The organism is Catellatospora bangladeshensis (genome assembly GCF_016862575.1).
In the GTDB taxonomy this organism is placed as follows: Bacteria; Actinomycetota; Actinomycetes; order Mycobacteriales; family Micromonosporaceae; genus Catellatospora; species Catellatospora bangladeshensis.
In genome coordinates this window covers 187,485-214,259 of the sequence record NZ_BONF01000019.1, presented here as the reverse complement: position 1 = coordinate 214,259, position 26,775 = coordinate 187,485, and the positions used below count along the sequence as shown (strand labels likewise).

The following is a 26,775-nucleotide window of genomic DNA, read 5'->3' as shown; positions in this document are numbered from 1 at the left end:
TCGTCACCGCTCACGTCGGCAGACCCGTCGCCGTCGTCGGCGACAGGAACTCCACCCGATGCGATACCAGCAACGGGTCCTTCGCCGCGTGGAACGCGATCACATGCCTGGCCGCCTCGTGCGCCTGAAACGCCTGGTCGTCGGCGTAGACCTCATAGAACACGCGCGCCAGCGGCTCACCGTCGACCTTGTGCGCCGCGTACACCAGCGTGCCCGGCTCCTTCGCCCGGATGTGCTCCACCGCCTGTTCCGTCAGCTCGTCGAACCTGACCGCCGACTGCGCGTCACGGATGTCAAACCGTACTACCAGGGCGAACATCGCCACCTCCGAACCTCATCGGTGAACGGCCGCACGGGCGTCGAGGCGCTGGGCTGCGGCCAGTCCCCGTCGACGGTAGGCGGCAAGGTGGGCGCGCATGGATGCGACCGCGTCGCGGGTGCGGGCGGAGCGGATCCCGATCATGCCGTCGAGGGCGGTGTTCCACGTCTGACAGGCGGCTTCGACGTTGCCCCGGGCGCATTGGATCTCGGCGAGGTCGGCCAGGGTGAGTGCGTGTATGCGGGGGTGGGTGTCGGGGTTCCAGCAGCGTGCTGAGCGCCTGAGCTGGTCCTCGGCGGCCTTGAGATCGCCCATCGCTTGTAGGGCCTTGCCGGACTGGTTGGCCAGCCGGGCTTCGGCGGGTCCGCCCAGCGACGCCCACTCCGGGGCCGCGTCGCCGCGACTACGGTCGAGCAACTGTTCTGCCTTGGTCAGCGCGGAGCGCGCCTGGTGGTTGTTGCCGCCGGTGGCGTAGGCGCGGGCGGCAGTGAGCCAGAAGAGGCTTTCGGTGTCGGGGTCGGTCCGGCCTTTGACCCGGTCGAGCGCGGCGTGGGCCAGGTCGACGCAGTGTTCCCGCCGTCCGAGGTCCATCGCCTGGTGGGCGAGGATGCGCAGCCCGTACGCAGCGTGTGCGTGAGGATCGGCCTCGGCTGCGAGCTGGTAGGAGTGGAGGTAGTAGCGCTGCGCCAGACCGGGCAGACCGAGGTCGTGGGCCTTCCACCCGGCCAGGTACGCCAGCTGGGCGGCTGCGGCGAACATCGAGCGGCGCAGCGTGTCCGTAGCGAAGGAACCGCGCAGGTACGCCGTGACGTCGGTGGTCAGGTACTCGACGACGGCAGTGCGGGCGTGGCCTCCGCCGAGGCGCTCGTCGGCGGCGTTGAACGCTGTGGTCATCTGCCGGACGGCGTCGATCTCACCTTGGCCGACGGCGCTCATGGGTCGGCTGCGCGCGGCGTGAGCGCGCGCGGCGATCTCCGGCTGCTGCAGAGGCAGCAGGAGCGCGGCGACCGAGTACGCGGCTCCGGAGATCAGGGTGCGGCGGTCCACGTCGGCCCGTCCCAGATGCGCGACGGCCGCCACGGGGTCCCGCGGCAGGGTCGCCGGGTCGTAGACGGAATCATCACCTGAGCCTAGCCCGAGTTCGGCAGGCGTGAGTGGACGCGCGAGCCGCCGGGACAGGGCCTCAGCGAGGTAGCCGGCCGTGCGCGGTTGAGGGCGGGTTCCGGCGATCCAATGCGCCACTGAAGACTTGTTCGCGCGCAGGGAGGTGTCGCCGTTCTCGGCGGCGATGTGGCACACCGACCGTGCCAGCGCCTCGTACGAGATTCCAGATTGAGCGATCAGCGCATACAGCCGATCGTTGCGTGGGGCATCGGCGCGCACGTATCCGCCCTTCGTGAGCGTGGTTCATCAACGTGGTTAAACCTGTGAAACGTTCGCACCTGCCCGCGAGCCTACAGCCCGGCGGTAGTCGCCGGTTGACTGTCAGTGGGGTGATTCGCACCCGCCCCGAACGGCGCGGCGGCCGGCCGCATCCCATGGCACCCGGCCGCCGCGCCCCATCGCCATGCCAGGGGAGGGGTACGGTCATGGGCAGAGCGCTGACAGCCGAGCAGTTCGAGGCGTACGCGCGGCGGCAGATCAATACAGCCCTGGATATTCTCGATCATCATCACGACGACCTGTTCGGTCTGTGCGCCTGCGGCAGGCCGCGTCCGTGCTCGGTCGTCGCCACCTGCCAGGCGGCCATCGCTCACTACCGGGCCAAGCTCGCTCTGGTCGGGGCGACGCAGCCGATGCGGACCGTCATGCGACAGCAGTCTTCGACGGTGCATCGAGCAGAGCGCTTCGGACTGCCGGCAATCGGAACCTGAGACCCGCTGGACGGCTGAACCGGGTCAACGCAGCTCGAACACGAACCGGTGCACGGAACGCCCGGCGGGCGCCAGCACCGGGCAGCGCAGCCGGTAGACGTGGTCGGGCCGGCCGTGGTGGTCGGTGGTCAGCAGCTCCTCCACCGACGCCTGCGGCAGGCTGCGCACGAGCCTGACCAGCCCGTCCCAGTCCGCCGAGGCCGCCGACAGCACCGGTCTGCGGCGGCTGATGAAGATCTCGTCGATCGGCAGCGCCCGCTCGGCGTCGATCTCGTCGGTGAGTTCCAGCCGCCCCTCCGGGAACCAGCGGAAGCGCCGCACCAGCGACCGCAGCCCCGCGACCCGGTACGCCGAGGTCAGGTCGAGGTCGAAGCAGAGCGTGCCGCCGTCGAGCCCGTGGTGCAGGACCTTCGCGGCCCGGTCCCGCCCCGGCAGCTGGGCCTGCCCGTCGACGACCGGGACGGAGTGCCCCAGCGCCGAGGGCTGGAGCGCGTCGTACCGTCCGGCCCGGAAGTACTCGGCGGTGTACTCGCCCGCGCCGAGGTCGTCGAGCACGCTCTCGCCGTGCGTGTGCAGCACGAAGTGGCCGAGGTCGTTGTGGTTGTGCGGCTCGTCGTTGTGCCCGCCCTTGGCCGCGAACGCGTACCGCCCGCGATGCACGGCCCAGCCCAGGTCGGGCAGGTAGCTGGACGTCTCCGCCTCGTCCGGAACCGGCAGCGGCCGGTGCCAGGACAGGGTCCGCGACAGGTGCCCCCAGCGGTAGCAGTGGTCGTCGTGCAGCGACGGGACCACCGACGGCGGCGGCGTGCCGAACCGCTCGGACAGCCGCGTGAGCAGCCCCGCGGGCAGCCACGGCCGCTCCGAGCCGTCCGAGAACGGCACGTACGCCCCGCCGCCCAGCGCGACCCGGTGCGGGAAGGCCGCGATCTCGCGCACCTTCGGCGCGGCGAGCAGGTCCTCTCCGGTGTACGCCCGCAGCGCCTCGGCGAAGTACACGAAGTACCCGAAGCCGTAGACCCAGTAGTCGACGCCTTCGGCGCATCCGCCGTCGTCGCCGAACCCGGCCAGGTAGGACGCCATGGCCCGGCGGCTGCGGTCCAGCATCGCGCCGAGCCGTTCCCGGTCGCCGGGGGAGCCGCCGAGCAGCGCGAGCGCGGCCATGCCGACCGCCCCGCCGCACACCGCCTCCCAGTTGTTGCCGAACCCCTCCCAGGCCAGCGGCCGCTCGTCGGCGTACGGCGCGAACACCCGCCGCTCGACCTCGTCGCGGACCCGCCCGGCGACGCGCGGGTCGAGGCGCTCGCCCAGCCCGGCCACGGTCTCGGCGAGGGTGTGCGCCGTCTCCGCGGCGAACAGGTCGACGCACTGCTCCGGCCGGGTGCCGTGGCGTTCGTGCGCGGGCAGCGCCCAGCTGTACTCGCCGCACACCGACCACAGCGTGTCCGCCAGCGGCCCGAGGTCGGCGCCCGGGTCGAGCAGCGCCTGGGCGGCGCGGGCGGCCAGCCGGGCGCGGCGGCGGAAGTAGCGGTCCTCGTAGCGCAGCCGGTTGCCGGTGTCGGCGAAGTCGCGGTACGCGGCGAAGGTCAGCTCCGGCATGGCGTCCTCGGCGGCCGCGGCGTGGATGTCGCGCACCAGCGAGGTGAGCGCGGCGGCGGGCCGGGGCAGGCCGGGGTCAGCCACGGGCGCCGCTGGAGTCGCGCACGATCAGCTGCGGGCTGACCAGCACCCGGTGCACCGGCCGGTCCGGGTCCAGCAGCCGCTGCGACAGCAGCTGCATCGCGGTCCGGCCGATGGGGTACTTGGCCGGCCGGATCGCGCTGAGCGCCGGGTTGGCCAGGCCGGCCACCTCGTCGTCGAACGCGACCACGGCCAGGTCCCCGGGCACCCGGATACCGCGCTCCTCGCACCGGGCGACCAGCGAGATCGCCTCCCGGTCGGAGTGGGCGAGCAGCGCGGTGGTGCCGGTGGCGGTCCACGCGTCGATGCCCCGGTCGATCTCGTCGCCCCAGCGCGGGTCGCGGTGGTCGGGGCTGATCAGCTCCGGTGTGCCCGCGAGGTCGAGCCCGATGTCCTCGGCGGTCTGCCGCCAGCCGCGGCGTACGGCGGGGGTGTGCGGGCTGCTGGCCGAGGCGAGGAAGCCGACCCGGCGGTGGCCCTGCGCGGCGAGGTGGCGCACGGCCAGGCTCGCGCCGAACGCGTGGTCGGTGGACACGGACTCGACGTGCTCCAGGTACGGCCCGACGGTGGCGGTGCGCTCGACGAACACCACGGGGATGTCCAGCCCGGCCAGCCAGGCGACCAGCGCCGCCGCCTCGTCGCCGACCGTGGGCGGGGCGATGAGCAGGCCCTGCACGCCCGCGTTCTCCATCAGCCAGGTCGTCTGGCGGCGTACGTCGGCGATGTCGTCGTAGGACGATCCGCGCAGCACGATGCGCACCCCTGCGTCGGGGGCGGCGTCGCGGGCCCCGCGCACGATCTCGGGCCAGTAGTAGTCCAGCGACGGGACGACCATGCCCACGGCGGGCCGGTCGGCCTCGTCGGCGGGGGCGGGTCTGCCCTGGTCCTCGGTGGTAGCCGGGGCGTCGGCGCCGCGGGGCAGCCGGATGCCGCCGTGCACGCGCTCGATGACGCCCTCGTCGGCGAGCTGGGCGATGTCGCGGCGCACGGTGACGGTGGTGACGCCGAGGGCGCGGGCGATCTCGCTGACCCGCAGCGTGCCGTGCGTGCGCAGGTCGGCCAGCAGCCGTTCGCGGCGCTGGTCGGGCAGCAGCGGGGACTCGGACAGGGTCACGCGTGGGCCTCCACGGTCGGGTAACGCGCGTAGGCGTCGATTGTGCACGGACGCCCGTGGCGGCAGCGCACGCGGCGGGTGGCCGTTCGGCCGGATGTGACCGGCCCGGACCGGCATGGTCGCACCGCACCCTCCCTTCCGCTGAAACGAACAAATTCGTTCACAAAGAAAAGTCCAGGTCAACGGGTTTCGTGTTACAGCTCGGTAACGGGCCCTTGTCGTGCAGTTCTCGCGCTGGTCTACTCATCGCACCTGTTCGAATGAACAGAAATGAACATATCAGCAAAGCCGTACCGTGACCGGAGGGGCCACCGCATGTACCGTCCGCAGGCACTGCTCGTGATGCGGCCTGAGACGTTCCGGCTCCAGTTCGGGCCGCAGGAGCTGTCCCGGCTGCGGTCACTGGCCGACCTCGGCGATCCGATCTGGTCCGACGACATCGACGACCCGCACACCCGGGCCCGGCTGGCCCAGACCGAGGTGCTGATCACGTCCTGGGGCGCGCCCACCCTCACCGCCGAGCGGCTGGACGCCGCGCCCCGGCTGCGGGCCGTGCTGCACTGCGCCGGCAGCGTGCGCCACCTGGTCTCCGACGGCGTATGGCAGCGCGGCATCCTGGTCACCAGCGCCGCCGAGGCCAACGCCACCCCCGTCGCCGAGTACACGCTCGCCGCGATCATCTTCGCGGGCAAGAAGGCGCACCTGCTCGCCGCGCAGTCGCGGCTGCACCCCGCCGACTGGGACGCCGTGCACCACCGCGAGGACCTGTCCAACTACGGCCGCACCGTCGGCATCGTCGGCTTCTCCCGCATCGGCCGCCGCGTCGTGGAGCGCCTGCGCACCATCGAGACCGGGCAGATCCTGGTCACCGACCCGTACGCGGACCCCGCCGCCGTCGCCGCCGCGGGCGGCCGGCTGGTCGAACTCGACGAGCTGATGGCCGCCTCGGAGATCGTCTCCCTGCACCTGCCCGAGCTGCCGCAGACCCGCCACGCCATCGGCGCCCGCGAGCTGGCCCTGCTGCCCGACGGCGCGACCATCGTCAACACCGCCCGCGGCGCCGTGCTCGACACCGCCGCGCTGGAGCGCGAGTGCGCCACCGGGCGGCTCAACGCCATCCTCGACGTCACCGACCCCGAGCCGCTGCCCGCCGGATCCCTGCTGGCCCAGCTGCCCAACGTCATGATCACCCCGCACATCGCCGGATCGCTCGGCTCGGAGACCCGCCGGCTCAGCGCGCAGGCCCTGGACGAGCTGACCCGCTTCGTGCGCGGCGAGCCCGCGCTGCACGCCGTCACCAGCGAGGCCCTGGAGGTGAGCGCGTGAAGGAGAACACCATGCGGCCCGAGGTGGACCTCTCGCCGTACACCGGCTGGACCCGCACCGAGTGGGCCGCGCTGGCCGACCGGATGCTCGACGCCGCCTGGCGGTACGCCTCGCCGACCGGGGCCCGGATCACCCCGCCCGGCGCGCCCGGCGGCTACGGCACCGCGGTCGACGGGCTGGAGGGCTTCGCCCGCACCTTCCTGCTCGCCGGGTTCCGCATCGCGGGCGAGCACGGCGCCGACCCCGGCAACCTGCTCGAACGGTACGCCGCGGGCATCGCGGCGGGCAGCGACCCGCACTCGCCGGAGCGCTGGGTCATGCCCCGCGAGCACGGCCAGGCCAAGGTCGAGGCGGCCTCGATCGCGCTGATCCTGGACCTGACCCGGCCGTGGCTGTGGGACCGGCTCGACCCGGCCGTGCAGGAGCGGGTCGTGGACTACCTCGCTCAGGTCGTCGGCGACCACACCTACCCGCAGAACAACTGGGTGTGGTTCCGCATCGTGGTCGAGCAGTTCCTCGCCTCCGTCGGCGGCCCGTGGTCGCTGGAGGACATGGAATCCGACCTGGCCCGGCACGAGTCGTTCGTCCGCGAGGGCGGCTGGTACAGCGACGGCGACGAGCGCAGCTACGACCACTACGTCGGCTGGGCGCTGCACCTGTACCCGATCCTGTGGAGCCGGATGGCCGGAGCGCAGCAGATGTCCGCGCCGCGGCTGCCCGCCTACCGGCAGCGGCTGGACCGGTTCCTGCTCGACGCCGTGCGGCTGGTCGGCGCGGACGGCTCGCCGCTGCTGCAGGGCCGCAGCCTGGTCTACCGGTTCGCGGCCGCCGCCCCCTACTGGGCGGGCGCCGTCGCGGGCAGCGAGGCGGTCAGCCCCGGGCTGCTGCGCCGGGCCGCCTCCGGCGTGGTCAAGCACTTCGCCGACCGGGGCGCCCCCGACGAGGACGGACTGCTCACCCTGGGCTGGTTCCACCCGTGGCGGCGCATGGCGCAGCGCTACTCCGGCACGGCTTCGCCGTACTGGGCCGCCAAGGGCATGCTCGGCCTCGCGCTGCCCGCCGACCATCCCGTGTGGACCGCCGTCGAGCAGCCGCTACCCGTCGAGCAGGGCGACCAGCTCGCCGTCATCGCCGCGCCCGGCTGGGCGGTGGCCGGGACCAGCGCCGACGGCGTCGTGCGGGTCTACAACCACGGCACCGACCACGCCCATCCCGGCGACCGCACCGGCGACTCGCCGATCTACGCGCGGCTGGGCTACTCGACCGCGACCGCGCCGGTCATGGACGACGACGGCTGGGACAGCCCGCTGGACCAGTCGGCGGTGCTGCTGGACACGCTCGGCCGGGCCACCCACCGCAGCGGCTTCACCACCCTCGACGTCCGGCTCGACGACGCCGGGCAGGCCGCGGTGCTGGCCTCACGCGCCTGTTGCCACTGGGTCGAGCCCGACCCCACCGCACCCGATCACGGCTCCGGCCGTCCAGGCGCGGCCCTCGACGCGGGCACCCTCACCACGGTGTCGGTGGTGCGCGGCGCGTGGGAGGTCCGCCTGGTCCACGTCGACCCGGCCGGTGCGCCCGGCTGGGAGCGGGTCACGGCGCTGCGGCTCGGCGGCTGGCCCGTCCCCGCCGCCGACCCGCCGACCGGCGAGCCCCATGACTCCACGGCCGGCTCCGGCACGGCTTCTGCCGAGGCCGCGTCACCGCAGGCGGGCGCCTGGCCCGTCGCACGCGCCGACGGCATGGGCCTCGTCTCGACCGCGGTCGGGCTGTCCGGCCTGACCGTCGCCGGGGTGGACCGGCTGCCCGACGCCACCCCGCTGGGGGAGTGGACCGCCGTCCCGTGGCTGAAGGCGGTCCCCCGCGCGGGCGCGTGGCACGTCGCGGCCCTGGCACTGAACGGCGGCGGCACCACGCCGCCGCACGCGGAGATCACCGGACCCGAGGACGCGCCGGTCGTCCGGGTCACCTGGCCGGACCAGGTCAACACCACGGCGGCGCTGCCCCTGCCGCCGACCGGCCCGCACCACCCAGCACAGAACGAATCCTCCGCCGCGTGAGCGGCTGTCCTGGCAGGAAGGAACGTTTCGTGATCAGAAGAAGGATGCTCGCAGCGGTGGGCCTGGCAATGGCCACCCTGCTGCCGCTGACCGCGTGCGGCGGCGGCGAGGACGAGGCCGAGGGCGGCCCCGTCGAGCTCACCGTCGCGGTATGGAGCCTGGCCTCCACGCCCGAGTTCCAGACCCTGTTCGACGCCTTCCACAAGGCGAACCCGGACATCACCATCAAGCCCGTCGACATCCTGGCCGCCGACTACCCGACCAAGGTGACGACGATGCTCGCCGGTGGCGACAGCACCGACGTCATCACCATGAAGACCCTCGCCGACTACGTGCGCTTCGCCGGCCGGGGCCAGCTCGCCGACGTCACCGACCTGGCGACCAAGCCGGAGTCGGCCAAGCTCGCCGGGCTCGACCAGTACAAGCAGGACGGCGACAAGTACTACGCGCTGCCGTACCGGCAGGACCATTGGGTCCTCTACTACAACAAGAAGATGTTCGACACGGCCAAGCTGCCCTACCCGGAGAACCTGACCTGGGACCAGTACGTCGAGGCCGCCAAGAAGCTGACCACCGGCACCGGTGACAAGAAGGTCTACGGCGCCTACCAGCACACGTGGCGCTCGGTGGTGCAGGCGATCTCGGCCGCGCAGAACGGCGGCGACCAGCTCGGCGGCGACTACAAGTTCTTCGCCGAGCAGTACCGCACCGCGCTGGCGCTGCAGGAGGCCGGGGCCACCCAGGACTTCGGCACCGCGGTCACCCAGAAGACCGGCTACGCCTCGATGTTCGAGTCGCAGAAGACCGCGATGCTGCCGATGGGCACCTGGTTCATCGCGAAGCTGCTGTCGGAGAAGAAGAAGGGCACCACCGACGTCGACTGGGGCATCGCCCCCATGCCGCAGCGCACCGGCGCCAGCGGGGTCACCACGTTCGGCGCGCCCACCGCGTTCGCGGTCAACAAGAAGGCCAAGCACGCCGCGGCGGCGAAGAAGTTCGTCGAGTTCGCCGCGTCGATCGAGGGCGCCAAGGCGATCGCGGGCATCGGCGTGGTGCCGGCGCTGAAGACCGACGAGGTCCTGCAGCAGTACTTCGCGCTGCAGGGCATGCCGACCGACGAGCTGTCCAAGAAGGCGTTCAGCCCGGACAAGATCAACCCGGAGATGCCGGTCAGCGACAAGACCGCCAAGGTCGACACGGTCCTCAACGAGGAACACCAGCTGATCATGACGAAGCAGAAGTCGATCGACGACGCGATCAAGGAGATGGAGACCCGCGTCAAGAACGAGATCGGCTGACCCACACGCAGGCCCGCGGGGACGGCATACCGGCCGTCCCCGCGGCCCCCGGGAGGACGAGATGGCAGACCTGCTCACCGCGCCGACGGCGGCCCCGGGCGCCGCGCCTTCGCCACCGCGGGCGCGCCCCCGCCGCGCCCGGCGCAACACCCTCATCGGCTGGAGCTTCATCCTGCCGAACTTCCTCGGCTTCGCCCTGCTCACGCTCGTACCCGTGGCCGGGGCGCTGGCCCTGTCGTTCATGGAGTGGGACTCCTACAACCCGCCGGAATGGGTCGGGCTGGACAACTTCGAGCGCCTGCTGCGCGACGAGTCCACCATGATCGCGCTGCGCAACACCGCCTACTACGCGCTCGGGCACGTGCCGCTGACCATGCTCGCCGCGCTCGGCCTGGCGCTGCTGCTCAACCGGCGGCTGCGCGGGGTCGGCTTCTTCCGGGCCGCGGCGTTCTTCCCGTACGTCACCTCGCTGGTGGCCGTGGCGATCGTCTGGAACATGCTGTTCAACCCCGAGTTCGGGCCGGTCAACCAGTTCCTGTCGTGGCTCGGCGTGGACTCCCCGCCCGGCTGGACCACCAGCGTCGACTGGGCCATGCCCGCCGTCATCCTGACCAGCGTGTGGCGCGACATGGGCTACTACATGGTGCTGTTCCTCGCCGGGCTGCAGGCCATCCCCACCGAGCACCACGAGGCCGCCCGCGTCGACGGCGCGAACGCCTGGCAGCGCTTCCGCGCCGTCACCCTGCCGGGCCTGCGGCCGGTCACCTTCCTGGTGCTGATCCTGCTGACCGTGCAGAGCTTCAAGGTCTTCGACCTGGTCGTCGTCATGACCGACGGCGGGCCGGGCCGCGCCACGCTCGTGCTGTCCCAGCAGATCTACCGCCGGGGCATCATCGAGGGCGAGTTCGGCTACGCCTCGGCGATCTCCCTGGTGCTGTTCCTGCTCGTACTCGTCCTGACGCTGACCCAGTTCTGGTTCAACAACCGCAGGGAGCGCTCGTGAGCACCGCCGACACCGCCGCGCCCCCGGCGGCCCGCCGACCCCGCCCCCTCGCCCAGGTCGTCCTCTACACCGTGCTCGGCCTGTGCGCGGTGGCGATCCTGGTGCCCTTCCTGTGGATGGTCAGCGCCTCGCTCAAGCGCAACAACGAGGTCCTGACCAGCCCGATCCGGTGGATCCCGGACGAGTTCCAGTGGGGCAACTTCACCCGCATCTGGGACCAGATCCCGCTGGGCACCTACCTCGGCAACACCGTGTTCCTGAGCCTGGTCATCACCCTGCTCCAGGTGCTGACCGGCAGCTTCGCCGCGTACGGGTTCGCCAAGGTGCGCTTCCGCGGGCGCGACGCGCTGTTCCTGGCCTACATCGCGACGATCGCGGTGCCGTGGCAGGCGTACATGATCCCGCAGTACATCATGATGCAGAAGGCCGGGCTGACCGACACGTTCCTGTCGCTGATCCTGCTGCAGGCCTTCGGTGCGTTCGGCGTGTTCCTGATGCGGCAGTACTACCTGACCATCCCGGACGAGCTGTGCGAGGCGGCCCGCGTCGACGGGCTCAGCGAGTACGGCATCTGGGCCCGCATCATGCTGCCGCTGTCCCGGCCCGCGCTGGCCAGCCTGGCGCTGCTCACGTTCGTCAACACCTGGAACGACTACATGGGCCCGTTCATCTACCTGACCAGCAACGACCTCTGGACGATCCAGCTCGGCCTGCGCTCGTTCGTCGGCCAGTACGACGCCGACTACGCCATGATGATGACCGGCTCGGTGCTGTCCGTGCTGCCCATCCTGGTCATCTTCCTGCTCGGCCAGCGCTACTTCATCCAGGGCGTCGCCACGTCCGGCATCAAGGGGTGAGCCGACCATGCGCCTGCTCGCCCGCCTGCCCTACGAGACCGTGTTCAACACGGTGTACGCCGGGCTGAAAGTCAACCTGTGCCTGGTCGCGGCGACCCTGCCGCTGCTGCTCGCGTTCGCGGCGTCCCCCGAGCCGCTGGCGGCGTGGCCGTTCTTCACCGCGCTGGCCGTGATCTGCGGACCGGCCGCGGCGGGCGCGTTCGGCGCGTTCGCCGCCTTCGGCGAGGGCGAGCACCGGATCGGCCGGGCGTTCTGGGCGGCGTACCGGGCGTCGTTCGGGCACGCCCTGGCCGCCGCCGCGGTCGCCGCCGCGCTGGTGATCGTGCTCGCGGTGGACTTCCGGCTGGCTCTCGGCGGGCCGTTCGCGGCGGCGACGCCGGTGCTCGCGCTGCTGATCGCCCTGGTGGTGGCGGCCACCACCGTGCTGCTCGCCACGGGAGCTCGGTGGCGGCCCCGTACCCTGCTGAGCTGCGCCTACCTGGCACTGCGCGGCTGGCACCTGAGCCTGGTGAATCTCGCGGTGCTCGGCACGCTCACCGCCGCCGTGGCCGTGAAGCCCGCGATCGGCCTGTTCCTACTGCCCGCCCCGGTCCTGTACGTGGTCTGGGCCAACGTCCGCCACCTGGCCGCACTCCGGCCGAGCACGGCGACCGGGCGGGCGGTCGCCTGACCCGGTGAGGCCGCCGGGAGCGGCTCCGCGAATCAGGCACGCGCCGAGGCGAGGCCGCCGTCCACGATGGCCACGGCGAGGGGCCGGACCGCCTCCGGCGTGACGAGTTCGGCGGGGCCGGTGGTCAGCGCGAACAGCGCGCCGCCGTACAGCACGAGCAGAGCGGGGACCGCCGCGGGCGGGATCGCCAGCCCGGCCTCGGCATGGTGCCCGCCCGTGAACGCGGCCATCGCCGCCATCAGCTCGTCGATCGCCGCCGCCAGGGCGGGGCGGCGCAGGCTTTCCAGGCGCAGCTCGAAGATCGCCAGGTATCTGCTGCGGTGCGGCCCGGCGGCCAGCAGCAGCGAGCCCGCGATCAGCTCGATCGCCCGTTCCCGGTCATCCATGCCCGGGGCCGGGGGCGGGCCGTGCGCGATCGCGGCGGCCATGTCTGCCTGGTGCTGCTCCACCACCCGCTGCGCGGTCGCCACCAGCAGCGCCTCCCGGCTGCGGAAGTAGTTGGAGGCGGTGCCGGCGGGCAGCCCGGCTCGCTGATCGACCGCCCGGTGGGTGACGCCGTGCACCCCGGACTCCACGAGCAGCTCGATGGCCGCGTCCGCGAGCAGGTCCCGCCGCTGCTGGTTGGGTGGTGGCACATTCCCATCGTATGGCACCATCCGTAGTACGACGATCGTAGTGAACCGGTCCGGCGAGATCTTGTGTACTTCGTGTCGTCCCAGCAGCACCAAACGCACAAGATCTGGAACAGCGGAGGCGGGTCGTGGAGATTCTGATCGCCGGAGGCGGCGTCGGCGGGCTCGCCCTGGCCCGTGGCCTGATGGGCTCGGGCCACCGGGTGCGTGTGCTGGAGGCGGCACCCGCGCTGCGCACCGGCGGCGCGGCGTTCACCGTCTTCAGCAACGGCGCCGCCGCGCTGGCCGGGCTCGGCGCGCCGCTCGGCGGCTTCGGCGGGCGGCTCGACCGCCTGCGCTTCGACACCGCCGACGGCCGCACCATGGTCGACGCGGACCTGGCCGACGTCGCCCGGCGCACCGGCTTCCCCGTGGTCAGCACGCCCCGCGCCCGGTTGATCGAGCACCTCGCCGAGGGCGTCGACGTGGTGTTCTCCCGCGAGGTCGCCGACGTCGAGGTCCGCCCGGACGGGGTGACCGCGATCGACGCCACCGGCGCGCGCCACGAAGCCGACGTGCTGGTCGGCGCCGACGGGCACCGCTCCGCGGTACGCCGTGCGGTCCTCGACCCGGCGCCCGCCGCCGAGAACGAGTGGACCACCTGGCAGGGCCTGACCCCGGTGCTGCCGGAGTTCGCCGCGGGCAGCACCGGCGTCTGTGTGGTCGGCCGCGCCGGGCTCGTCGGCATGCTGCCCTCCGGCGACGGACTGCTGCAGTGGTGGTTCGACGTGCGCGAGCCGCTGACCGGGTCGCCCGCCGCCGCGCTCGCCGAGCGGTTCACCGGCTACGGTCCGCAGGTCGACACGTTGCTGACCCAGATCCGCGATACGGACCTGGAGTCGTTCGTGCACGTCACCCACCGCATCCCCGATCAGTGGGGCCGGGGTGGGGTGACGCTGCTCGGCGACGCCGCGCACGCCTTCCCGCCCACCCAGGCCCAGGGCGCCAATCAGGCGCTGGAGGACGCGTGGGTGCTCAGCCGCATCCTGCGCGGCGGCCCGGCCGACGTGCCCGCCGCGCTGCGGCGCTACGAGCGGCTGCGCACGCCCCGGGTGCGCAAGGTGTCCCGCCGGGCGGCCGGCGAGCGGACCAACAAGCCGATGCCCGCGCCGGTCCGCCTGCTCACCGGCCTGATGCCGGCCAAGCTCATCGCCCGCGCGTACGCCGCGCAGCTCGTCGGCGTCAGCAGCGTCCTCAACGACGAGAGCTGACCCCCGTCACCGCCTCGGCCAGCGCCCGGCCCGCGGCGGGCGCGATCTGCACCCCGTACCCGCCGAGGCCGGCCAGCCAGAAGAAGCCGGGCGCGTCCGGGGCCTGCCCGATCACCGGCACGTCACCCGGGGCACCGGTGCGCAGGCCCGCCCAGGCGTGATGGACCCGCCTGACCTCCAGCGTGGTCGCCTCCTGGATGCGCTGCGCGCCGACGGCGACGTCGAGGTCGTCGGGCCGGGCGTCGCCGGGCGGGGCCGGGGTGGCGTCCGCCGGTGACACGAGCAGGCGGCCCGACTCCGGCTTGAAGTAGAAGGTCTCGGACACGTCGGCCACCATCGGCCAGCGCGCGGTGCTCATCCCCGCCGGGCCGTCGACCAGGAACGCCGTGCGCCGTCTCGGCACCAGGCCGCAGCCGCGCACCCCGGCGCTCGCGGCCACCTCGTCCGCCCAGGCCCCCGCCGCGTTGACCAGGTAGGGCGCGGCGAAACCGGCGGCATGCCACCGCCCGCCGCGCTGCGCGACCTCGGTCACCCTGGTGCGGGTGACCACCTGGCCGCCCGCGGCGGTGATCCCGCGCAGGAAGCCGCGATGCAGCACCTCGACGTCGATGTCGGCCGCGGCGGGTTTGTACATCGCGCGGGCGAACGACTCCGTGCGCACCACCGGGCAGCGCGCCCGCACCTCCGCCATGTCGATCTCGCGTACGGGAAACGGCGCGTCCTGCCCCTCGGCGAGGGCGCGCTCGAAGCGCTCCTGCTCGTCCGGAGTGCACAGGGCCACCACCCCGCGCGGGCTCAGCAGCGGGTGCTCGGCGAACCCGGGCGGCGGCGACTCGAAGAACGGGCGGCTGGCCGCGGTCAGGCCCCGCACGGTGGCGTTGCCGTAGTACTCCGAGAAGAGCGCGGCCGAGCGCCCGGTCGCGTGGTAACCGGGGCTGGGCTCCATCTCCAGCAGCGTGACCGTCCCGTACGCGGACAGGAAGTAGCCCGCACCGGCCCCGGCGATGCCGCCGCCCACCACGAGGAAGTCAGCCATCTCAGGACAGTTCGGTGAGCAGGGCGAGGGCCCGCTGCCGTCCCGCGGCGCGGATGGCGTCATACGCCGCGCGGTCGCCGGCACGCTGCTCGGCGAGGCGGGCCCGATGGGCGGCGTCGAGGCCCTCCGCGGTCTTGACGAAGCCGGTCTGGGCCGCGCACGTCGCCTCCTGGACCGCCGACGCCCGTTCCCGGTCGAATGCCGCTTCGTGGGACGGGGCGGTGCGGTACGCCTGCGAGGCCTCGTCCCGCAGGGCCCCCGGGTCGGCTGTCTCGTGCCCCGCGGCGCGCATGCAGCCGCGCCACCGCGTCAGCGCGCGCAGGTACTCGGGCATGGCCGTCACCGCCGGGACGACCTCGGCGTCGAGGTTGCGCCAGCCGGAGTCGAGCCGCAGCCATGCGGCGAGGTCGCCGAACAGTTCGGTGCGGGCGGCCGAGAGGCACCCGTCCCGGCCGGTCCGGACCACGGCGCCCCCGGCCAGCGACACGGACACGGTCTGCTTCGGATCGCCGTGATAGGCCAGGTCGTACGCCGCCCGCCGGTCGTCGGAGAGTTTCGCCAGGTAGGCGCGGTTCGGCTCCGGTGCCTGCGTCGCCGGGGCGCGCCGCTGCGCGCCGATGCCGAAGCCGTTTGCCGCCGCCCAGGCGACGTCGTCGCTGCCGTACCGGGGATGCGGCCCTTCCTCGGTGGGCGCGGGCCGCCACCGCACCCACACCCGGAAACCGCGGTCGGCCATGCAGCGTGCGGCCAGCGTCTGCTCCGCCCAGCCCAGCAGCTCCTCGTCCGGGGTCGCGACGCCGGGCACTCCGTCGACCTGCACCACCTCGCCTGCGGCGGCCGGCTGCCAGGCGCCGCGCAGCAGCACGGCCGCCGCGCCGACGGCGAGTCCGGCCGCCACGGCCCACAGGAGCCACCGGCGGGAGCGCCGGGCGTCGTCATCACGTGTCTCGGACATCTCTCACGCCTCCACCAGGGCCGTGCGCGCGTTGCCGAGCGCGCGGGTCAGGGCGTCGCGGTAGGCGACGAACTGCGGTTCGAGCTGGACGTACGCCGATGCGACGGCCTCGCGCCACACCTGCGGCTGGACCTGCCGCAGGCCGCTGCGGTCGGCGCATTCGGCGTCGGCCGTGGCCAGGGCGATCTCCCTGGGCCGGGCCTGCGCGAACGGCCAGGGGCCACCGGCCGGCACCGGATCCTCGGCGGAGTCGCCCGCCGGGTAGTGGAAGTGCTCGGCGTAGCGATAGGCCTGCGCGGGGTCGGTGAACCGGGGCTGGCCGTGCTGCTCCACGCAGGACGACCAAGCGGTCAGCGCCGCCGTGAGCCGCGGATGCTCGTGGTAGGCGTCCTGCGCCGCCGGGCTCAGCTCGGTGACGGGGTTGCGCGGCCCGTGGCGGGCGGCGCCGTGGAGGACCGCGTATGCCTCGCCGAGGCAGCCTGCGGGCAGCGGGCGCCCGTCGGGGCCGTCCCGCCAGGGTGCGCCGTCAGCCGTGCGCGACCAGGCCTGCTCGTAGCGTTCCTGATCGGCCCTGGCCAGCCGGCTGAACCCGTCGGCCGGTGGGCTGGGCTCGGCGGACGCGACCGTCTCGCCGATGCCGTACCCGCGGGTCCTGGCGTCGGGAAGGCCAGGGGAGAGCAGCGGGGGCGCGAGGGCGTCGGCGCGGGTGGTGACCGGCGGCCTGGCGGGGTGCACGGTGAAGCCCTGGCGGGTCATGCACCGCACGGCCAGCTGGACCTGGGCGGTGCGGACCTGGGCCTCGAGCTGGTTGGCCTCGGCGAGGGCCGCTTCGACGGCGGCGAAGGTGTCGGCGGACGTGCCGGTGGCGGGGGTTGCCGGCTGCGTCCCGGCGGGCGGCGTAGCGCCGCACGCCGAGACCAGGACCAGCACTAACCCGATGCCGACCGCCCCGTGTCTGGCTGGCATCACGACGCGTTCAGCAGGAGCTGCGCCAGACGTGCGCGGACGTCCGGTTGCGCATGTCGCCGGGGTTGCCGTTCCAGCTGTCGAGCTGCACGCCGTTCTGGATGCACAGCGACAGCCCGGAGCCGCCGGCGTACTGGTAGATCTGCACGTCGTTGTTGTTGCTCGGGGTCCCGTGGTTCCACCAGGACTCGGAGTTGTCGTTGATGCTCTGGCCGTTGGCCAGTTTCGGCACGTCGGACGCGGCCCAGTCCCACTTGGTGTTGTAGAAGCCGATGCCGTAGTCGTCGTATCCGTACTTGTCCCAGGCGCAGAAGTAGCCGACGTGGCAGCCGCCGGTGCCCTCGTCGTCGACGTCCCACGCGCCTTCGAGCCGGATGAAGTTGCCGATGTAGTGCGCTGAGGCGGGCTGGGCTCCGAGGATCACCCCGAGAGCCGTCATCGCCGCGACCACGGGTGCGAGGATTTTTGTCCTGTTCACGCTGGCGCTTCCCTCCGTGAGTGGGGCGCCCGGCATCGGTGGTCGCCGATCGCCCATGGCCCGACAGACTACGTCACTCGTCGATGTATTCGAGTGCCGAGAAAGGTAACGCTCCAATAACGTCTTGCCGAAACAGCGCTGCTACCTGTGGTAACAGGTGAGATACATCGATCAGTTTTTAGTCAGACCTCTAGATATCTCAATGGGTTCCACATTATGGTCTACCTCCACACGCCACTGTCGACGGGGCATCGGGATGGTTGGGGCAGATGGACGCGGTAACCCGGGAGCTGGTGCTGGGCGCATACGCTGGGAGCGCGTACGACGACGGGCCCTTCCAGGCGATCCCGTCGATGATCGAGGAACAGGCCGGCCGCCGTCCCGATCGGCCCGCGCTGACCTACCAGCGCCGCACCCTCAGCTACCGCGACGTCGACGAGCTGGCCAACGGCCTCGGCGGGCAGCTGCGTGACCTGGGGGTGACCCGGGGCGACGTGGTGCCGGTGCTGCTGGCCAACGGGCTGGAGATGCCGATCGCGTACCTCGCCCTGATGAAGCTCGCCGCCGCGTTCGTGCCGCTGGACCCTGCCTGGCCGGCCGACCGCCTGCGCGCCACCATCGGCGCGCTCCGGCCGCGCCTGGTGCTCTGCGCCGATCCCGCCGCCGTGCCCGAGGAGCTGCGCGGGCTGGCCCTGCCGCTCGACGTCGATCAGATCAGCCGCGCCCCGGAGGGGCTCGGCACGCCGGCCACGGCCGACGACCTCTGCTACGGCATCTTCACCTCGGGCACCACCGGCGAGCCCAAGTGCGCGCTCAACCTGCATGCCGGGCTGACCAACCGGTTCCGCTTCATGACGCGGTACTTCGCCGCCACCGGCGACGAGGTGGTGCTGCAGAACAGCAAGCACACCTTCGACTCCTCGGTGTGGCAGCTCTTCTGGCCGCTGACCACGGGCGCCCGCTGCGTCATCCCGGCCCAGGGCGAGTTCCTCGACCTGGAGCACACGATCGCGACCATCGCCGAGCACCGCATCACCATGACCGACTTCGTGCCGAGCATCTTCAACCTGCTCGTCACGATCGTCGACCGCGACCGCCGGTCGCTGGCGAAGATCTCCACGCTGCGGCAGCTGATCGTGGGCGGGGAGGAGATCAGCCCGAGGATGGCCCACCGGCTCGGCGCCCTGCTGCCGGACCTGCGCATCACCAACGGGTACGGCCCCACCGAGGCCTCGATCGGGATGATCTTCCATCCGGTCTCCGCGGACGACGGCGACGTGATCCCGCTCGGGCGGCCGATCGACAACTGCTACGCGGTCATCGTCGACGACGAGCTGCGGCCGCTGCCCCCGGGGACGCCGGGGGAGATCGTCATCGGCGGGGTCTGCCTCGGCCGGGGCTACCTGGACGACCCGGTCCGCACCGCCGAGGTCTTCGTCCGCAACCCCTTTCCCGAGCTGCCGGGCCCGCTGCTGTACCGCACCGGCGACCTCGGCCACGTGGACGACCGGGGCAGGTTCTTCTTCCACGGCCGCAAGGACTCCCAGGTGAAGATCGCGGGCGTGCGCATCGAGCTGGGCGAGATCGAGGCCGCGGCCGCAAGCTGCCCCGAACTGCGCGAATGCCGCGTGCTCGTGCACACGGCCGACGGCGGGAGATCCCTGGCGATCTTCGCGGCCGGCGACGAGCGGCTGACCGAGGCGTCCCTGCGCGCCCACCTGCGCGAGGTCCTGCCGCGCACCATGCTGCCCCGGCACTACGTCGTGCTGCCCGAGCTGCCGCTGACCGGCAACGGCAAGGTCGACCGCCGGGCGCTGTCCGGCATGCTGGCGCGGCGGCTGGCGCGCGAACTCCCCGAACCGGCCACGCTGGCCGACCGGGTGCTGCACGTGCTGCGCATCGCGCTCGGCCAGCCCGGACTCGGCGGCGAGGACGACTTCTTCCGCAGCGGCGGCGACTCCCTGCAGGCGCTGGCGGCCGTGACCGAGCTGGCCCGGGAGACGGGGACCGACATCGGCGTCCAGGACCTGATCGACGCGCCGACCGCCGCCGCGCTGACCGACCTCGTCTGGCGGCGCTCGGGCGACGCCGACCCCGGCGTACGCGACGGCACGCTGGCGCTCGCCGACGCGGCCGTGCCCGCCGACCTCCTGATCCGCGACGGCGGCCCGTTCGCCGAGCCGCGCGTGGTGCTGCTCACCGGGGCGACCGGCTTCGTCGGCGCCCGCCTGGCGTACGAGCTGCTCAGCGGCACCGAACTGGAGATCGTGTGCCTGTGCCGGGCCGCCGGCGACGCGGACGCGCTGGCGCGGGTGACGGCGGCGCTGGCCGGGCAGGGCCTGTGGGAGCCGCGGTTCGCGCCCCGGCTGTCGGCGTACGCGGGAGATCTGGCCCGTCCCCGGCTCGGCCTGCGGGACGAGGTCTGGGACCACCTGGCGGAAGCCTGCGACACGGTGCTCCACAACGGCGCGATGGTCAACTTCCTCTACGACTACCGGGCGCACCGCACCGCCAACGTGCTGGGCACGCAGGAGCTGCTGCGGCTGGCGATGACCGGCCGGGTCAAGCCGATCCACCACATCTCGACGCTGGGCGCGCTGGAGGCCGAGGCCGCCCTGCACACCCGCCCGCTGCCCGAGGACGTCGACGTGCCGGCCGTGCAGCCGCCGATCGGCGGGTACAGCCTCTCGAAGCTGGTCGCCGAGCGGCTGCTGGCCGAGGCGCGCCGCCGCGGCGCGCCGGTGACCGTGTACCGGCTCGGCGAGATCATGCCGGCCGCCGACAACGGGTGGCCGAACCGGCGGGCGCTGACCCACCTGCTGCTGTCGGCGTTCCACCGGCTGAAGATGAGCCCGGCGGTGCCGATGCGCTCGGACTACACGCCGGTGGACTACGCGGCGCGGCGCGTCGTGGCGGGGCTGCGGGATCCGCGGGCGGCAGGCGGCACGCTGCACGTCTTCCATCCCGAGAGCGTCAGCTACCCCGAGCTGCCCGCCCGTGGCGTGGCGACGTGGTCGACGGTCGACTGCCGGACCTTCGTGGCCGGCCTGCGCGAGGCCGCCGGTGACACGTCCGACTGGGAGCTGAGCACGCTGCTGGCGCTGCTGCGGCTGCCCGACGGCGCCGACGAGGCGACCCTGGCCCGCCGCTTCGGCGGCCTGCTCACGGACAACCCGGTGCTGTTCGGCAACGACGCCTGCCAGGCGCTGGCGCAGCGCTGGGGGCTGTCCGACGAGCCGCTGCACGGCTCGATGGCCGCGTACCACCGGTGGCTGAGCGGGCCCGGGGCGCTGCCCGCCCCGCGGGATCCGATGCCGCCCGGTGACGCCGTGCCGCTGCACCCGGCAGCTTTCTGATCGTCCCGATAGATGTCGCAGGAGAGGAAGACGAGTGGAGTACCGCACGATGGGCCGGCTGGGCTGGCAGGTCAGCGAGGTCGGCTACGGCATGTGGGGCATCGGCGGCGGGCCGGGCGGCTTCACCGGCTGGGACTACGACACCGCGCCGGGCTGCCTCGACGAGGCGGTCGAGCTGGGCTGCAACTTCTTCGACACGGCCTGGGTTTACGGGCGCGGGGTCAGCGAGCAGCTGCTCGGCGCGCTGCTGCGCCGCCACCCGGACCGGCGGCTGTACGTCGCCACCAAGATCCCGCCGCGCAACCGGGAGTGGCCGCCCGGCCCGCACGACACCCTCGACGACGTCTTCCCCGCCGCGCACATCCGCGAGTACACCGAGCACAGCCTCAAGAACCTGGGCGTGGACCGGATCGACCTGATGCAGTTCCACGTCTGGGAGGACCGCTGGGCCGCCGACGAACGCTGGCAGGAGGCGATCGCCGAGCTCAAGAGCGACGGGCTGATCGACGGCGTGGGCATCAGCGTCAACCGGTGGGAGCCGGCCAACTGCCTGCGGGCGCTGGACACCGGGCTGATCGACGTCATCCAGGTCATCTACAACATCTTCGACCAGGCGCCCGAGGACGAGCTGTTCGCCCGCGCGCAGCGCGACGGCATCGGGATCATCGCCCGGGTCCCGTTCGACGAGGGCGGCCTGACCGGCACCCTCACCGCCGACACGGTATGGCCCGAGGGCGACTGGCGCGGCACCTACTTCGGCCCGGAGAACCTCGGCCCGACGGTGGCGCGGGCCGAGCGGCTCAAAGAGCTGCTGCCGGAGGGTATGACCCTGCCCGAGCTGTCGCTGCGGTTCATCCTGGAGCACCCGGCCGTCAGCACGGTGATCCCGGGCATGCGGCGCTCGGCGCACGTCCGCGCCAACCTGGGCGTCAGCGACGCCCGGCCGCTGCCCGCCGGGCTCGTCGAGAGCCTGCGCGCGCACCGCTGGGACCGCACCCCGACCGCGTGGTCGCAGTGACCGTCATCGCGATGTGGGCCCACCCGCGGGCCGTGTCCACCGCGTTCCTGCGCATGATGCTCGAACGCGGTGACGTCACCGTGGTGCACGAGCCGCTGGTCACCCTCGCCGACTGGCACGAGCTGACGATGCCGGCGCTCGACGGGGACGGCACGGTCACCGTGCACGACGCCGACGCCGTGCTGGCCCACCTGGCCGCGCTGGGCCGGGACCGGACGGTGTTCTTCAAGGACACCCTGGAGTATCGCCACCAGCACCTCTTCGACCACCCGGAGCAGGTGGCCGACATGGTGCACACGTTCATCGTGCGCGACCCGGCCAAGGCCATCGCCTCGCACTACGCGATGAAACCGACGGTCACCTGCCCGGAGATCGGCTTCGAGCACCAGTGGGACCTGTTCGAGCTGGCGCGGCGGGTCACCGGGCGCACGCCGCTGGTGATCCGGTCCGAGGAGCTGACCACCGACCCGGCCGGCGCGGTCAGCCGCTACTGCGCGCGGGTCGGGCTGCCGTTCCTGCCGCACGCGCTGCGCTGGCGCCCCGAGGACCGGCCCGAATGGCACCGGACCCGGCAGTGGCACGTCGACGCGAGCGCCAGCTCCGGGTTCGCCCCGATCGCGCGCAGCTACGGCGCCACCGTCGACAACGACGCGCGGCTGCGCGCCTTCCACGACCACCACCTGCCCTTCTATCAGCGCCTGATCGCGCACGCCAGTTGAGGAGCATCCGATGTCGACGACAGCTGTAGCCACCGCCCTGTCGCCCGGTGAGGCGTTCGCGCGCGCGTACGCCGCCGACGGTGAGAAGGCCGAGGTCCACTTCGACTTCACCATCACCGACGCGTTCCAGCCGACCAAGGACCGCCCCCGCGTCACCGTGCGCAACCTGCTGAAGAAGCGGGCCGCCGACGGCGACGAGGTCCGGTTCTGGAGCGAGAGCCGCCCGCCGGCCGAGGAGGCGCAGACGGTGACCGAGTCCGGGCTGCGGCGCGAGGCGGCGTTCCGGTTCGGCATGTCCACCGCCCGGGTGCACCCGATCCAGGCCTGGGTGCAGATCCCCGCCGAGCTGGCCGACGACCTGGACGCGCTCGCCGTGTTCGTGGACTTCCGGCTGCTGGTGCGGCTGGCGACGGCGGAGAACCAGGCGCTGACCATCGGCGAGCACGGCCTGCTGCGGCACCCGGGCATCGCCGCGCTGCCGTACCACGGCGACTACGTGGCCGGGGTGATGGCGGCCTGCAACGAGATCGAGCAGACCGGCGCCACCGCGCACGCCATGATCATCAACCCGCACGACTACTACTTCCACCTGGTCGGCAAGGGCAGCCTGCTCGACGACCTGGCCCGCAACGGCACGCTGATCAGCCGTACCCGCATGGTCGACCCCGGCTGCGCGCTCGTCGGCGACTTCGCGATGGCGGCGCGGCTGCTCGACGGCGGCCGGTCGGTCATCAGGATCGCCGAGCCGCCGCCGGGCACCTTCGCCCAGCCCGGAATCGCGGTCTGCGCCGAGATCTACGAGGGCGTCGCGGTGCACCTGCCCACGCACTTCTTCCACGTACGCCCGGCCGCCATCCCGGCGCAGCGAGGCGGGCGGTGAGCCGCCTGGCCTTCTACCGGCCGTTCGTGCCCCTGTTCGGCGGCATCTTCTGCTGCCTGCTCGGGGTCGGCGCGTCGCTGGCCGTACTGCCGTTCTACGTGCTGGGCGAACTCGGCCTCGGCGACGTCATGGTCGGTGTCGTGGTCGCCGCGATCGCGGCCTCGGCCGTGCTCACCCGGCCCGTCGCGGGCCGGATCGCCGACCGGCGCGGCTACAAGCTCGTCATGCTCGCCGGAGCCGTGACGTGCACCCTCGCCGGGCTCGCCTACCTCGTCGCCGCCGACCCCGTCACGCTGATCGCCGTGCGCGTGCTGCACGGCGCGGGGGAGGGCATGGTCTACACCGCCGGGGCGGCCTGGCTGGTGCTGCTGTGCCCGCCCGAGCGCCGGGGCCGGGTCGTCGGCCTGTACGGCATCCACATGTGGGCGGGCATCACCCTCGGCGCGCTGTTCGGCACCCTGATCATGAAGTGGTCGGGCGGCTACCCGATGGTGTGGGTGTTCTGCGCGGTCGCGTCCGTGCTCGGCATGCTGCTGGTGCTCGGCAAGCCCCGACCCGAGCAGCCCGCATCGACGGCACGGCCCGCATGGCTGCCCGGCCCCGCGCTCGTGCCGGGCGTGGCGCTCGCGCTGGCCGCGCTCGGCTACGCGGCGCTGTCCGCGTTCGTCGTGCTGCACCTGGACGCCCGCCACATCGGCAACGGCATCGCCGCGTTCAACGCGTTCGGCGTCACCTACGTCGGCGTACGGCTGTTCCTCGGCGGCCTGCCCGACAAGCTCGGTGCCAACCGGGTCGCGCTGTGGTGCGTCGTCGTCGAGGCGGCCGGGCTGCTGATCGTCGCGCTCGCGCCCAACCTCGCCGTCGCCGTGGCCGGCGGCCTGGTCATCGGAGCCGGGCTGTCGCTGCTGTTCCCGGCGCTGGCGCTGATCGTGATCAACCGCAGCGCGGCGGCGCAGCAGGGCGCGGCGCTCGGCGCGTTCACCTCCTTCTGGGACATCGGCCTGGTCGCGGGCGGCCCGCTGGCCGGGCTGATCGCCGGGCTGTGGGGCTACCCGGCGATCTACTTCGTCATGGCGGCCTGCGCGGCGGGCTCGGCCGCACTGACGCTGAGTGTCCTGGGCCGCCGCGACCAGGTCGCGCTGTCACCGACCTGACCTCGTCCGCTTCCCCTGAAGCGAAGCTCCCCCATGCGGCGCCGACCGCTTGGCGGGAGCTTCGCTCTTTGGCGGGCGGCACCTGGCGCTCGTCGCCGGAGCGTAGGCTGCGCTGCCGCGCGAGGTCGTGACGTCCTGCGACGCCGAGGCCCGTCCGGCACAACCGGGTGGCGGGGTGCTCCGGTCAGCAGTACGACGAGAGGGGTCGCCTTGCGGGCCGACGACGAACGCGCGTTCACCGAATTCGCGCAGGGGCGGGTGCTGGAGCTGCGCCGCACGGCATACCGGCTGTGCGGCGACTGGGACCAGGCGCACGACCTCACCCAGACCGCCCTGGTCCGGCTCTACCGGCACTGGGCGAAGGTCGCGCGGGCCGACTCGCCCGACGCGTACGTGCGCCGGATCCTGGTCAACGCCTTCCTCGACCAGCGGCAGACGTGGTGGTCCCGCAAGGTCAGGCCGGTGCCCGAACCACCGGACACGCCCGCACCCGCCGACGGGCTCGTCGACCGGCTCGACCTGATGGCCGCGCTGGCCAGGCTCGCCCCCGGCCAGCGCGCCGTGATCGTGCTGCGCTACTGGGAGGGCCTGGACGTGGCCGAGACCGCGCGGGCGCTGGGCTGCTCGCCCGGCACGGTCAAGAGCCAGACGTCGTACGCCATCGCCGCGCTGCGGCGGCTGCTGCCGAACTACATCGGAGGCCGGGCATGACCGAGCAGCAGATCGCGGCCCTGCTGGGAGCCGCACCGCAGGACCCCGAGCCGCCGCTGCGGCCCGGCCTGCTGGAGGACCTGATCCCGGCCGCCCGGCGCGACCTGCGCCGCCGCCGGGTGACCACCGTGCTGTGCGCGGTGGCCGCGCTGCTGGCCGGCGCGGGCGTGGTCCTGCTGCCGTCCGCCGCGCGGCAGGCCACCCCGGCGCAGCGCCCGCCCGGCACGGCCACCCTGCCTGACCGGATCGCCGGCTACTCGCCGCTGACCGGCTCGATCGCCGACTCGCCGCCCGGCCGGGCGATCATGCTGTACGGCTACGGCAACAACGAGACGATCCGCACCTACCAGTCGCTCGTGCTCGGCGCCGACGGCGACGCCTACCGGCAGGTCGATGCGATGCCGGACCGCTCCGGGCCGTGGCTGCTCGCCCCGGACGGGAGCTTCGCCGTGCTGTCCGCGCCCGACCGCGGCATCACCGAGGTGCGGGTGGTCGACCTGGCGACCGGGCGGGCCCGGGGCGTGCCGCTGCCCAGGGCGGGCGGCGTCATCCCGCTGGCGCTCTCCCCGGACGGCGGCGTGCTGGCGTACTCCTTCGTCGACATCGGACCGATCGCGGGCGACCTGGCCATGGGCGTCGGCAACGCGATCGAGCAGCGTGCGTCCGAGCACAGCGAGCTGATCCTGCTCGACCTGCGCACCGGGCAGGCGGTGACGACCGGCGTCGGACCGGTGGCGGCGGCTGCGTTCGCGCCGAACGGGCAGCGCCTGGCCGTCCAGTCCCGGCTGGAGACCTGGCTGGTGGGCCGCGACGGCCGCCGCCTGGAGCAGGTCATGGTGCCGCAGGGGTACGGCCTCACCCTGCGCAACGCGTGGTCGCCGTCGGGACGGCTGCTGGCCGTGGTGCCGTGGGCGGTCGAGGACTGGGGGACCGGCCGCGCCTACACCCTCGACTACACGCGGTCGGGCGCGGTGCGCACGGTCAGCCTCGCCGAGCCGTCGGCGCTGCGGGAGGGCGCGGCCGACGTGGAGACGTTCCTGGGCTGGCTGTCCGACGACGCGGTGCTCGGCATGTCCCTGGACCCCTTCGACGTCGCGGCGCTGTGGTCGGTGCCCGTCGACGGCACCGCTGCGGTGGTGCTGAGCCGGTTCGACGACGCCTACCGGTGCGAGCTGGGCATGCAACGCTGCATTCCGTACGAGATCTCCGTCGCCGGCGGGCTGCTCCCGGAGCTGGCGGTGCGTCCGGCCGGATCGCCCGACCGCGGCCTGTGGCCGGCGTGGCTGCGGCTGACCGCGTTCGTGCTCCTCGCCGTCGGGGCCGTCGGCGGCTGGCGGCTGACCCGGCGTCTCCGGCGACGCTGACCCGCGCCATCGGCACGGCGACGACGACGGCCACGTCCGGCGGCTAGCGAAGATCGCC

At 73.1% G+C, this 26,775-nt stretch carries 24 protein-coding genes; 15 read left to right on the top strand and 9 right to left on the bottom strand.

Annotated elements, in window-relative coordinates:
* Positions 1-10 precede the first annotated feature (10 nt).
* Positions 11-319 carry a putative quinol monooxygenase gene (locus Cba03nite_RS18285; RefSeq protein WP_203747493.1) on the bottom strand — a complete coding sequence of 103 codons (309 nt, stop codon included), beginning with the start codon at positions 317-319 and terminating at the stop codon, positions 11-13.
* A gap of 15 nt (positions 320-334) precedes the next feature.
* On the bottom strand, positions 335-1,702 hold the full coding sequence (locus tag Cba03nite_RS18280) for an NsdA family TPR-like regulatory protein (RefSeq protein WP_203747371.1): 1,368 nt from the start codon (positions 1,700-1,702) through the stop codon (positions 335-337).
* Positions 1,703-1,908: 206 nt separating this feature from the next.
* Between Cba03nite_RS18280 and Cba03nite_RS18275 the strand changes: the two genes are divergently transcribed.
* Positions 1,909-2,193 carry a hypothetical protein gene (locus Cba03nite_RS18275; protein WP_203747369.1) on the top strand — a complete coding sequence of 95 codons (285 nt, stop codon included), beginning with the start codon at positions 1,909-1,911 and terminating at the stop codon, positions 2,191-2,193.
* Positions 2,194-2,217: 24 nt separating this feature from the next.
* Here the strand turns inward: Cba03nite_RS18275 and Cba03nite_RS18270 are convergent, their stop codons facing one another.
* Positions 2,218-3,873 (bottom strand): heparinase II/III family protein, encoded by a 1,656-nt coding sequence (locus tag Cba03nite_RS18270; RefSeq protein WP_203747366.1) that lies wholly within the window; start codon positions 3,871-3,873, stop codon positions 2,218-2,220.
* On the bottom strand, positions 3,866-4,984 hold the full coding sequence (locus tag Cba03nite_RS18265) for a substrate-binding domain-containing protein (protein ID WP_203747363.1): 1,119 nt from the start codon (positions 4,982-4,984) through the stop codon (positions 3,866-3,868). The genes Cba03nite_RS18270 and Cba03nite_RS18265 overlap by 8 nt, the downstream gene beginning before the upstream one ends.
* A gap of 315 nt (positions 4,985-5,299) precedes the next feature.
* Here Cba03nite_RS18265 and Cba03nite_RS18260 point away from each other — a divergent pair, with 315 nt between their 5' ends.
* The 6 genes from Cba03nite_RS18260 (at position 5,300) to Cba03nite_RS18235 (ending at position 12,198) form a co-directional block, all read left to right on the top strand.
* Positions 5,300-6,310, top strand: coding sequence for a hydroxyacid dehydrogenase (locus Cba03nite_RS18260; RefSeq protein ID WP_203747360.1), 1,011 nt, complete (start codon positions 5,300-5,302; stop codon positions 6,308-6,310).
* Positions 6,307-8,370, top strand: coding sequence for a DUF2264 domain-containing protein (locus tag Cba03nite_RS18255; protein ID WP_239125836.1), 2,064 nt, complete (start codon positions 6,307-6,309; stop codon positions 8,368-8,370). The genes Cba03nite_RS18260 and Cba03nite_RS18255 overlap by 4 nt, the downstream gene beginning before the upstream one ends.
* 29 nt (positions 8,371-8,399) lie before the next feature.
* Complete coding sequence (locus Cba03nite_RS18250) at positions 8,400-9,668, top strand: ABC transporter substrate-binding protein (protein ID WP_239125835.1); 1,269 nt, start codon at positions 8,400-8,402, stop codon at positions 9,666-9,668.
* A 61-nt stretch (positions 9,669-9,729) separates the two neighbouring features.
* The gene (locus tag Cba03nite_RS18245) at positions 9,730-10,671 is read left to right on the top strand and encodes a carbohydrate ABC transporter permease (protein WP_203747357.1); all 942 of its coding nucleotides are present in this window, start codon (positions 9,730-9,732) and stop codon (positions 10,669-10,671) included.
* Complete coding sequence (locus tag Cba03nite_RS18240) at positions 10,668-11,528, top strand: carbohydrate ABC transporter permease (protein WP_239125834.1); 861 nt, start codon at positions 10,668-10,670, stop codon at positions 11,526-11,528. Before Cba03nite_RS18245 ends, Cba03nite_RS18240 begins: the two co-directional genes overlap by 4 nt.
* Before the next feature lie 7 nt (positions 11,529-11,535).
* Positions 11,536-12,198 carry a DUF624 domain-containing protein gene (locus tag Cba03nite_RS18235; RefSeq protein ID WP_203747354.1) on the top strand — a complete coding sequence of 221 codons (663 nt, stop codon included), beginning with the start codon at positions 11,536-11,538 and terminating at the stop codon, positions 12,196-12,198.
* Between the two features lie 32 nt (positions 12,199-12,230).
* Here Cba03nite_RS18235 and Cba03nite_RS18230 read toward each other — a convergent pair whose 3' ends face one another.
* Positions 12,231-12,833, bottom strand: coding sequence for a TetR/AcrR family transcriptional regulator (locus Cba03nite_RS18230; protein WP_203747351.1), 603 nt, complete (start codon positions 12,831-12,833; stop codon positions 12,231-12,233).
* A 125-nt stretch (positions 12,834-12,958) separates the two neighbouring features.
* Between Cba03nite_RS18230 and Cba03nite_RS18225 the strand changes: the two genes are divergently transcribed.
* Positions 12,959-14,080, top strand: coding sequence for an FAD-dependent oxidoreductase (locus Cba03nite_RS18225; protein WP_203747349.1), 1,122 nt, complete (start codon positions 12,959-12,961; stop codon positions 14,078-14,080).
* Here Cba03nite_RS18225 and Cba03nite_RS18220 read toward each other — a convergent pair.
* The 4 genes from Cba03nite_RS18220 to Cba03nite_RS18205 are packed head-to-tail and all read right to left on the bottom strand — an operon-like array spanning position 14,064 to position 17,515.
* Positions 14,064-15,116, bottom strand: coding sequence for an NAD(P)/FAD-dependent oxidoreductase (locus Cba03nite_RS18220; protein ID WP_203747347.1), 1,053 nt, complete (start codon positions 15,114-15,116; stop codon positions 14,064-14,066). The genes Cba03nite_RS18225 and Cba03nite_RS18220 overlap by 17 nt on opposite strands.
* A 1-nt stretch (position 15,117) precedes the next feature.
* The gene (locus Cba03nite_RS18215) at positions 15,118-16,071 is read right to left on the bottom strand and encodes a hypothetical protein (RefSeq protein WP_203747345.1); all 954 of its coding nucleotides are present in this window, start codon (positions 16,069-16,071) and stop codon (positions 15,118-15,120) included.
* 3 nt (positions 16,072-16,074) lie between these two features.
* Positions 16,075-17,037, bottom strand: coding sequence for a hypothetical protein (locus Cba03nite_RS18210; protein WP_203747343.1), 963 nt, complete (start codon positions 17,035-17,037; stop codon positions 16,075-16,077).
* A gap of 10 nt (positions 17,038-17,047) precedes the next feature.
* Positions 17,048-17,515 (bottom strand): peptidase inhibitor family I36 protein, encoded by a 468-nt coding sequence (locus tag Cba03nite_RS18205; RefSeq protein WP_203747341.1) that lies wholly within the window; start codon positions 17,513-17,515, stop codon positions 17,048-17,050.
* A gap of 269 nt (positions 17,516-17,784) precedes the next feature.
* Between Cba03nite_RS18205 and Cba03nite_RS18200 the strand changes: the two genes are divergently transcribed.
* The 7 genes from Cba03nite_RS18200 to Cba03nite_RS18170 all read left to right on the top strand — a co-directional run bounded on the left by Cba03nite_RS18200 (position 17,785) and on the right by Cba03nite_RS18170 (position 26,717).
* Positions 17,785-20,871 carry a non-ribosomal peptide synthetase gene (locus tag Cba03nite_RS18200; RefSeq protein ID WP_203747339.1) on the top strand — a complete coding sequence of 1,029 codons (3,087 nt, stop codon included), beginning with the start codon at positions 17,785-17,787 and terminating at the stop codon, positions 20,869-20,871.
* 34 nt (positions 20,872-20,905) lie between these two features.
* Positions 20,906-21,889 (top strand): aldo/keto reductase, encoded by a 984-nt coding sequence (locus Cba03nite_RS18195; protein ID WP_203747336.1) that lies wholly within the window; start codon positions 20,906-20,908, stop codon positions 21,887-21,889.
* Positions 21,877-22,608 carry a sulfotransferase-like domain-containing protein gene (locus Cba03nite_RS18190; RefSeq protein WP_203747334.1) on the top strand — a complete coding sequence of 244 codons (732 nt, stop codon included), beginning with the start codon at positions 21,877-21,879 and terminating at the stop codon, positions 22,606-22,608. Before Cba03nite_RS18195 ends, Cba03nite_RS18190 begins: the two co-directional genes overlap by 13 nt.
* Positions 22,609-22,618: 10 nt before the next feature.
* Entirely contained in the window at positions 22,619-23,488 is an 870-nt protein-coding gene (locus Cba03nite_RS18185; RefSeq protein WP_203747332.1) for a family 3 encapsulin nanocompartment shell protein, read from the top strand.
* A complete protein-coding gene (locus tag Cba03nite_RS18180; protein WP_203747318.1) occupies positions 23,485-24,642 on the top strand; it encodes an MFS transporter in 1,158 nt (385 codons plus the stop codon). The genes Cba03nite_RS18185 and Cba03nite_RS18180 overlap by 4 nt, the downstream gene beginning before the upstream one ends.
* Before the next feature lie 210 nt (positions 24,643-24,852).
* Positions 24,853-25,353 carry a SigE family RNA polymerase sigma factor gene (locus tag Cba03nite_RS18175; RefSeq protein WP_239125833.1) on the top strand — a complete coding sequence of 167 codons (501 nt, stop codon included), beginning with the start codon at positions 24,853-24,855 and terminating at the stop codon, positions 25,351-25,353.
* Entirely contained in the window at positions 25,350-26,717 is a 1,368-nt protein-coding gene (locus Cba03nite_RS18170) for a WD40 repeat domain-containing protein (RefSeq protein WP_203747314.1), read from the top strand. Before Cba03nite_RS18175 ends, Cba03nite_RS18170 begins: the two co-directional genes overlap by 4 nt.
* Positions 26,718-26,775: the final 58 nt, after the last annotated feature.

Excerpts from the sequence above, each read along its gene's own strand:
- Cba03nite_RS18170 (WP_203747314.1), top strand. The coding sequence starts at position 25,350 with ATGACCGAGCAGCAGATCGCGGCCCTGCTGGGAGCCGCACCGCAGGAC.
- Cba03nite_RS18185 (WP_203747332.1), top strand. The coding sequence starts at position 22,619 with ATGTCGACGACAGCTGTAGCCACCGCCCTGTCGCCCGGTGAGGCGTTC.
- Cba03nite_RS18200 (WP_203747339.1), top strand. The coding sequence starts at position 17,785 with ATGGACGCGGTAACCCGGGAGCTGGTGCTGGGCGCATACGCTGGGAGC.
- Cba03nite_RS18260 (WP_203747360.1), top strand. The coding sequence starts at position 5,300 with ATGTACCGTCCGCAGGCACTGCTCGTGATGCGGCCTGAGACGTTCCGG.
- Cba03nite_RS18210 (WP_203747343.1), bottom strand. The coding sequence starts at position 17,037 with ATGCCAGCCAGACACGGGGCGGTCGGCATCGGGTTAGTGCTGGTCCTG.
- Cba03nite_RS18215 (WP_203747345.1), bottom strand. The coding sequence starts at position 16,071 with ATGTCCGAGACACGTGATGACGACGCCCGGCGCTCCCGCCGGTGGCTC.
- Cba03nite_RS18220 (WP_203747347.1), bottom strand. The coding sequence starts at position 15,116 with ATGGCTGACTTCCTCGTGGTGGGCGGCGGCATCGCCGGGGCCGGTGCG.
- Cba03nite_RS18275 (WP_203747369.1), top strand. The coding sequence starts at position 1,909 with ATGGGCAGAGCGCTGACAGCCGAGCAGTTCGAGGCGTACGCGCGGCGG.
- Cba03nite_RS18285 (WP_203747493.1), bottom strand. The coding sequence starts at position 319 with ATGTTCGCCCTGGTAGTACGGTTTGACATCCGTGACGCGCAGTCGGCG.
- Cba03nite_RS18245 (WP_203747357.1), top strand. The coding sequence starts at position 9,730 with ATGGCAGACCTGCTCACCGCGCCGACGGCGGCCCCGGGCGCCGCGCCT.
- Cba03nite_RS18235 (WP_203747354.1), top strand. The coding sequence starts at position 11,536 with ATGCGCCTGCTCGCCCGCCTGCCCTACGAGACCGTGTTCAACACGGTG.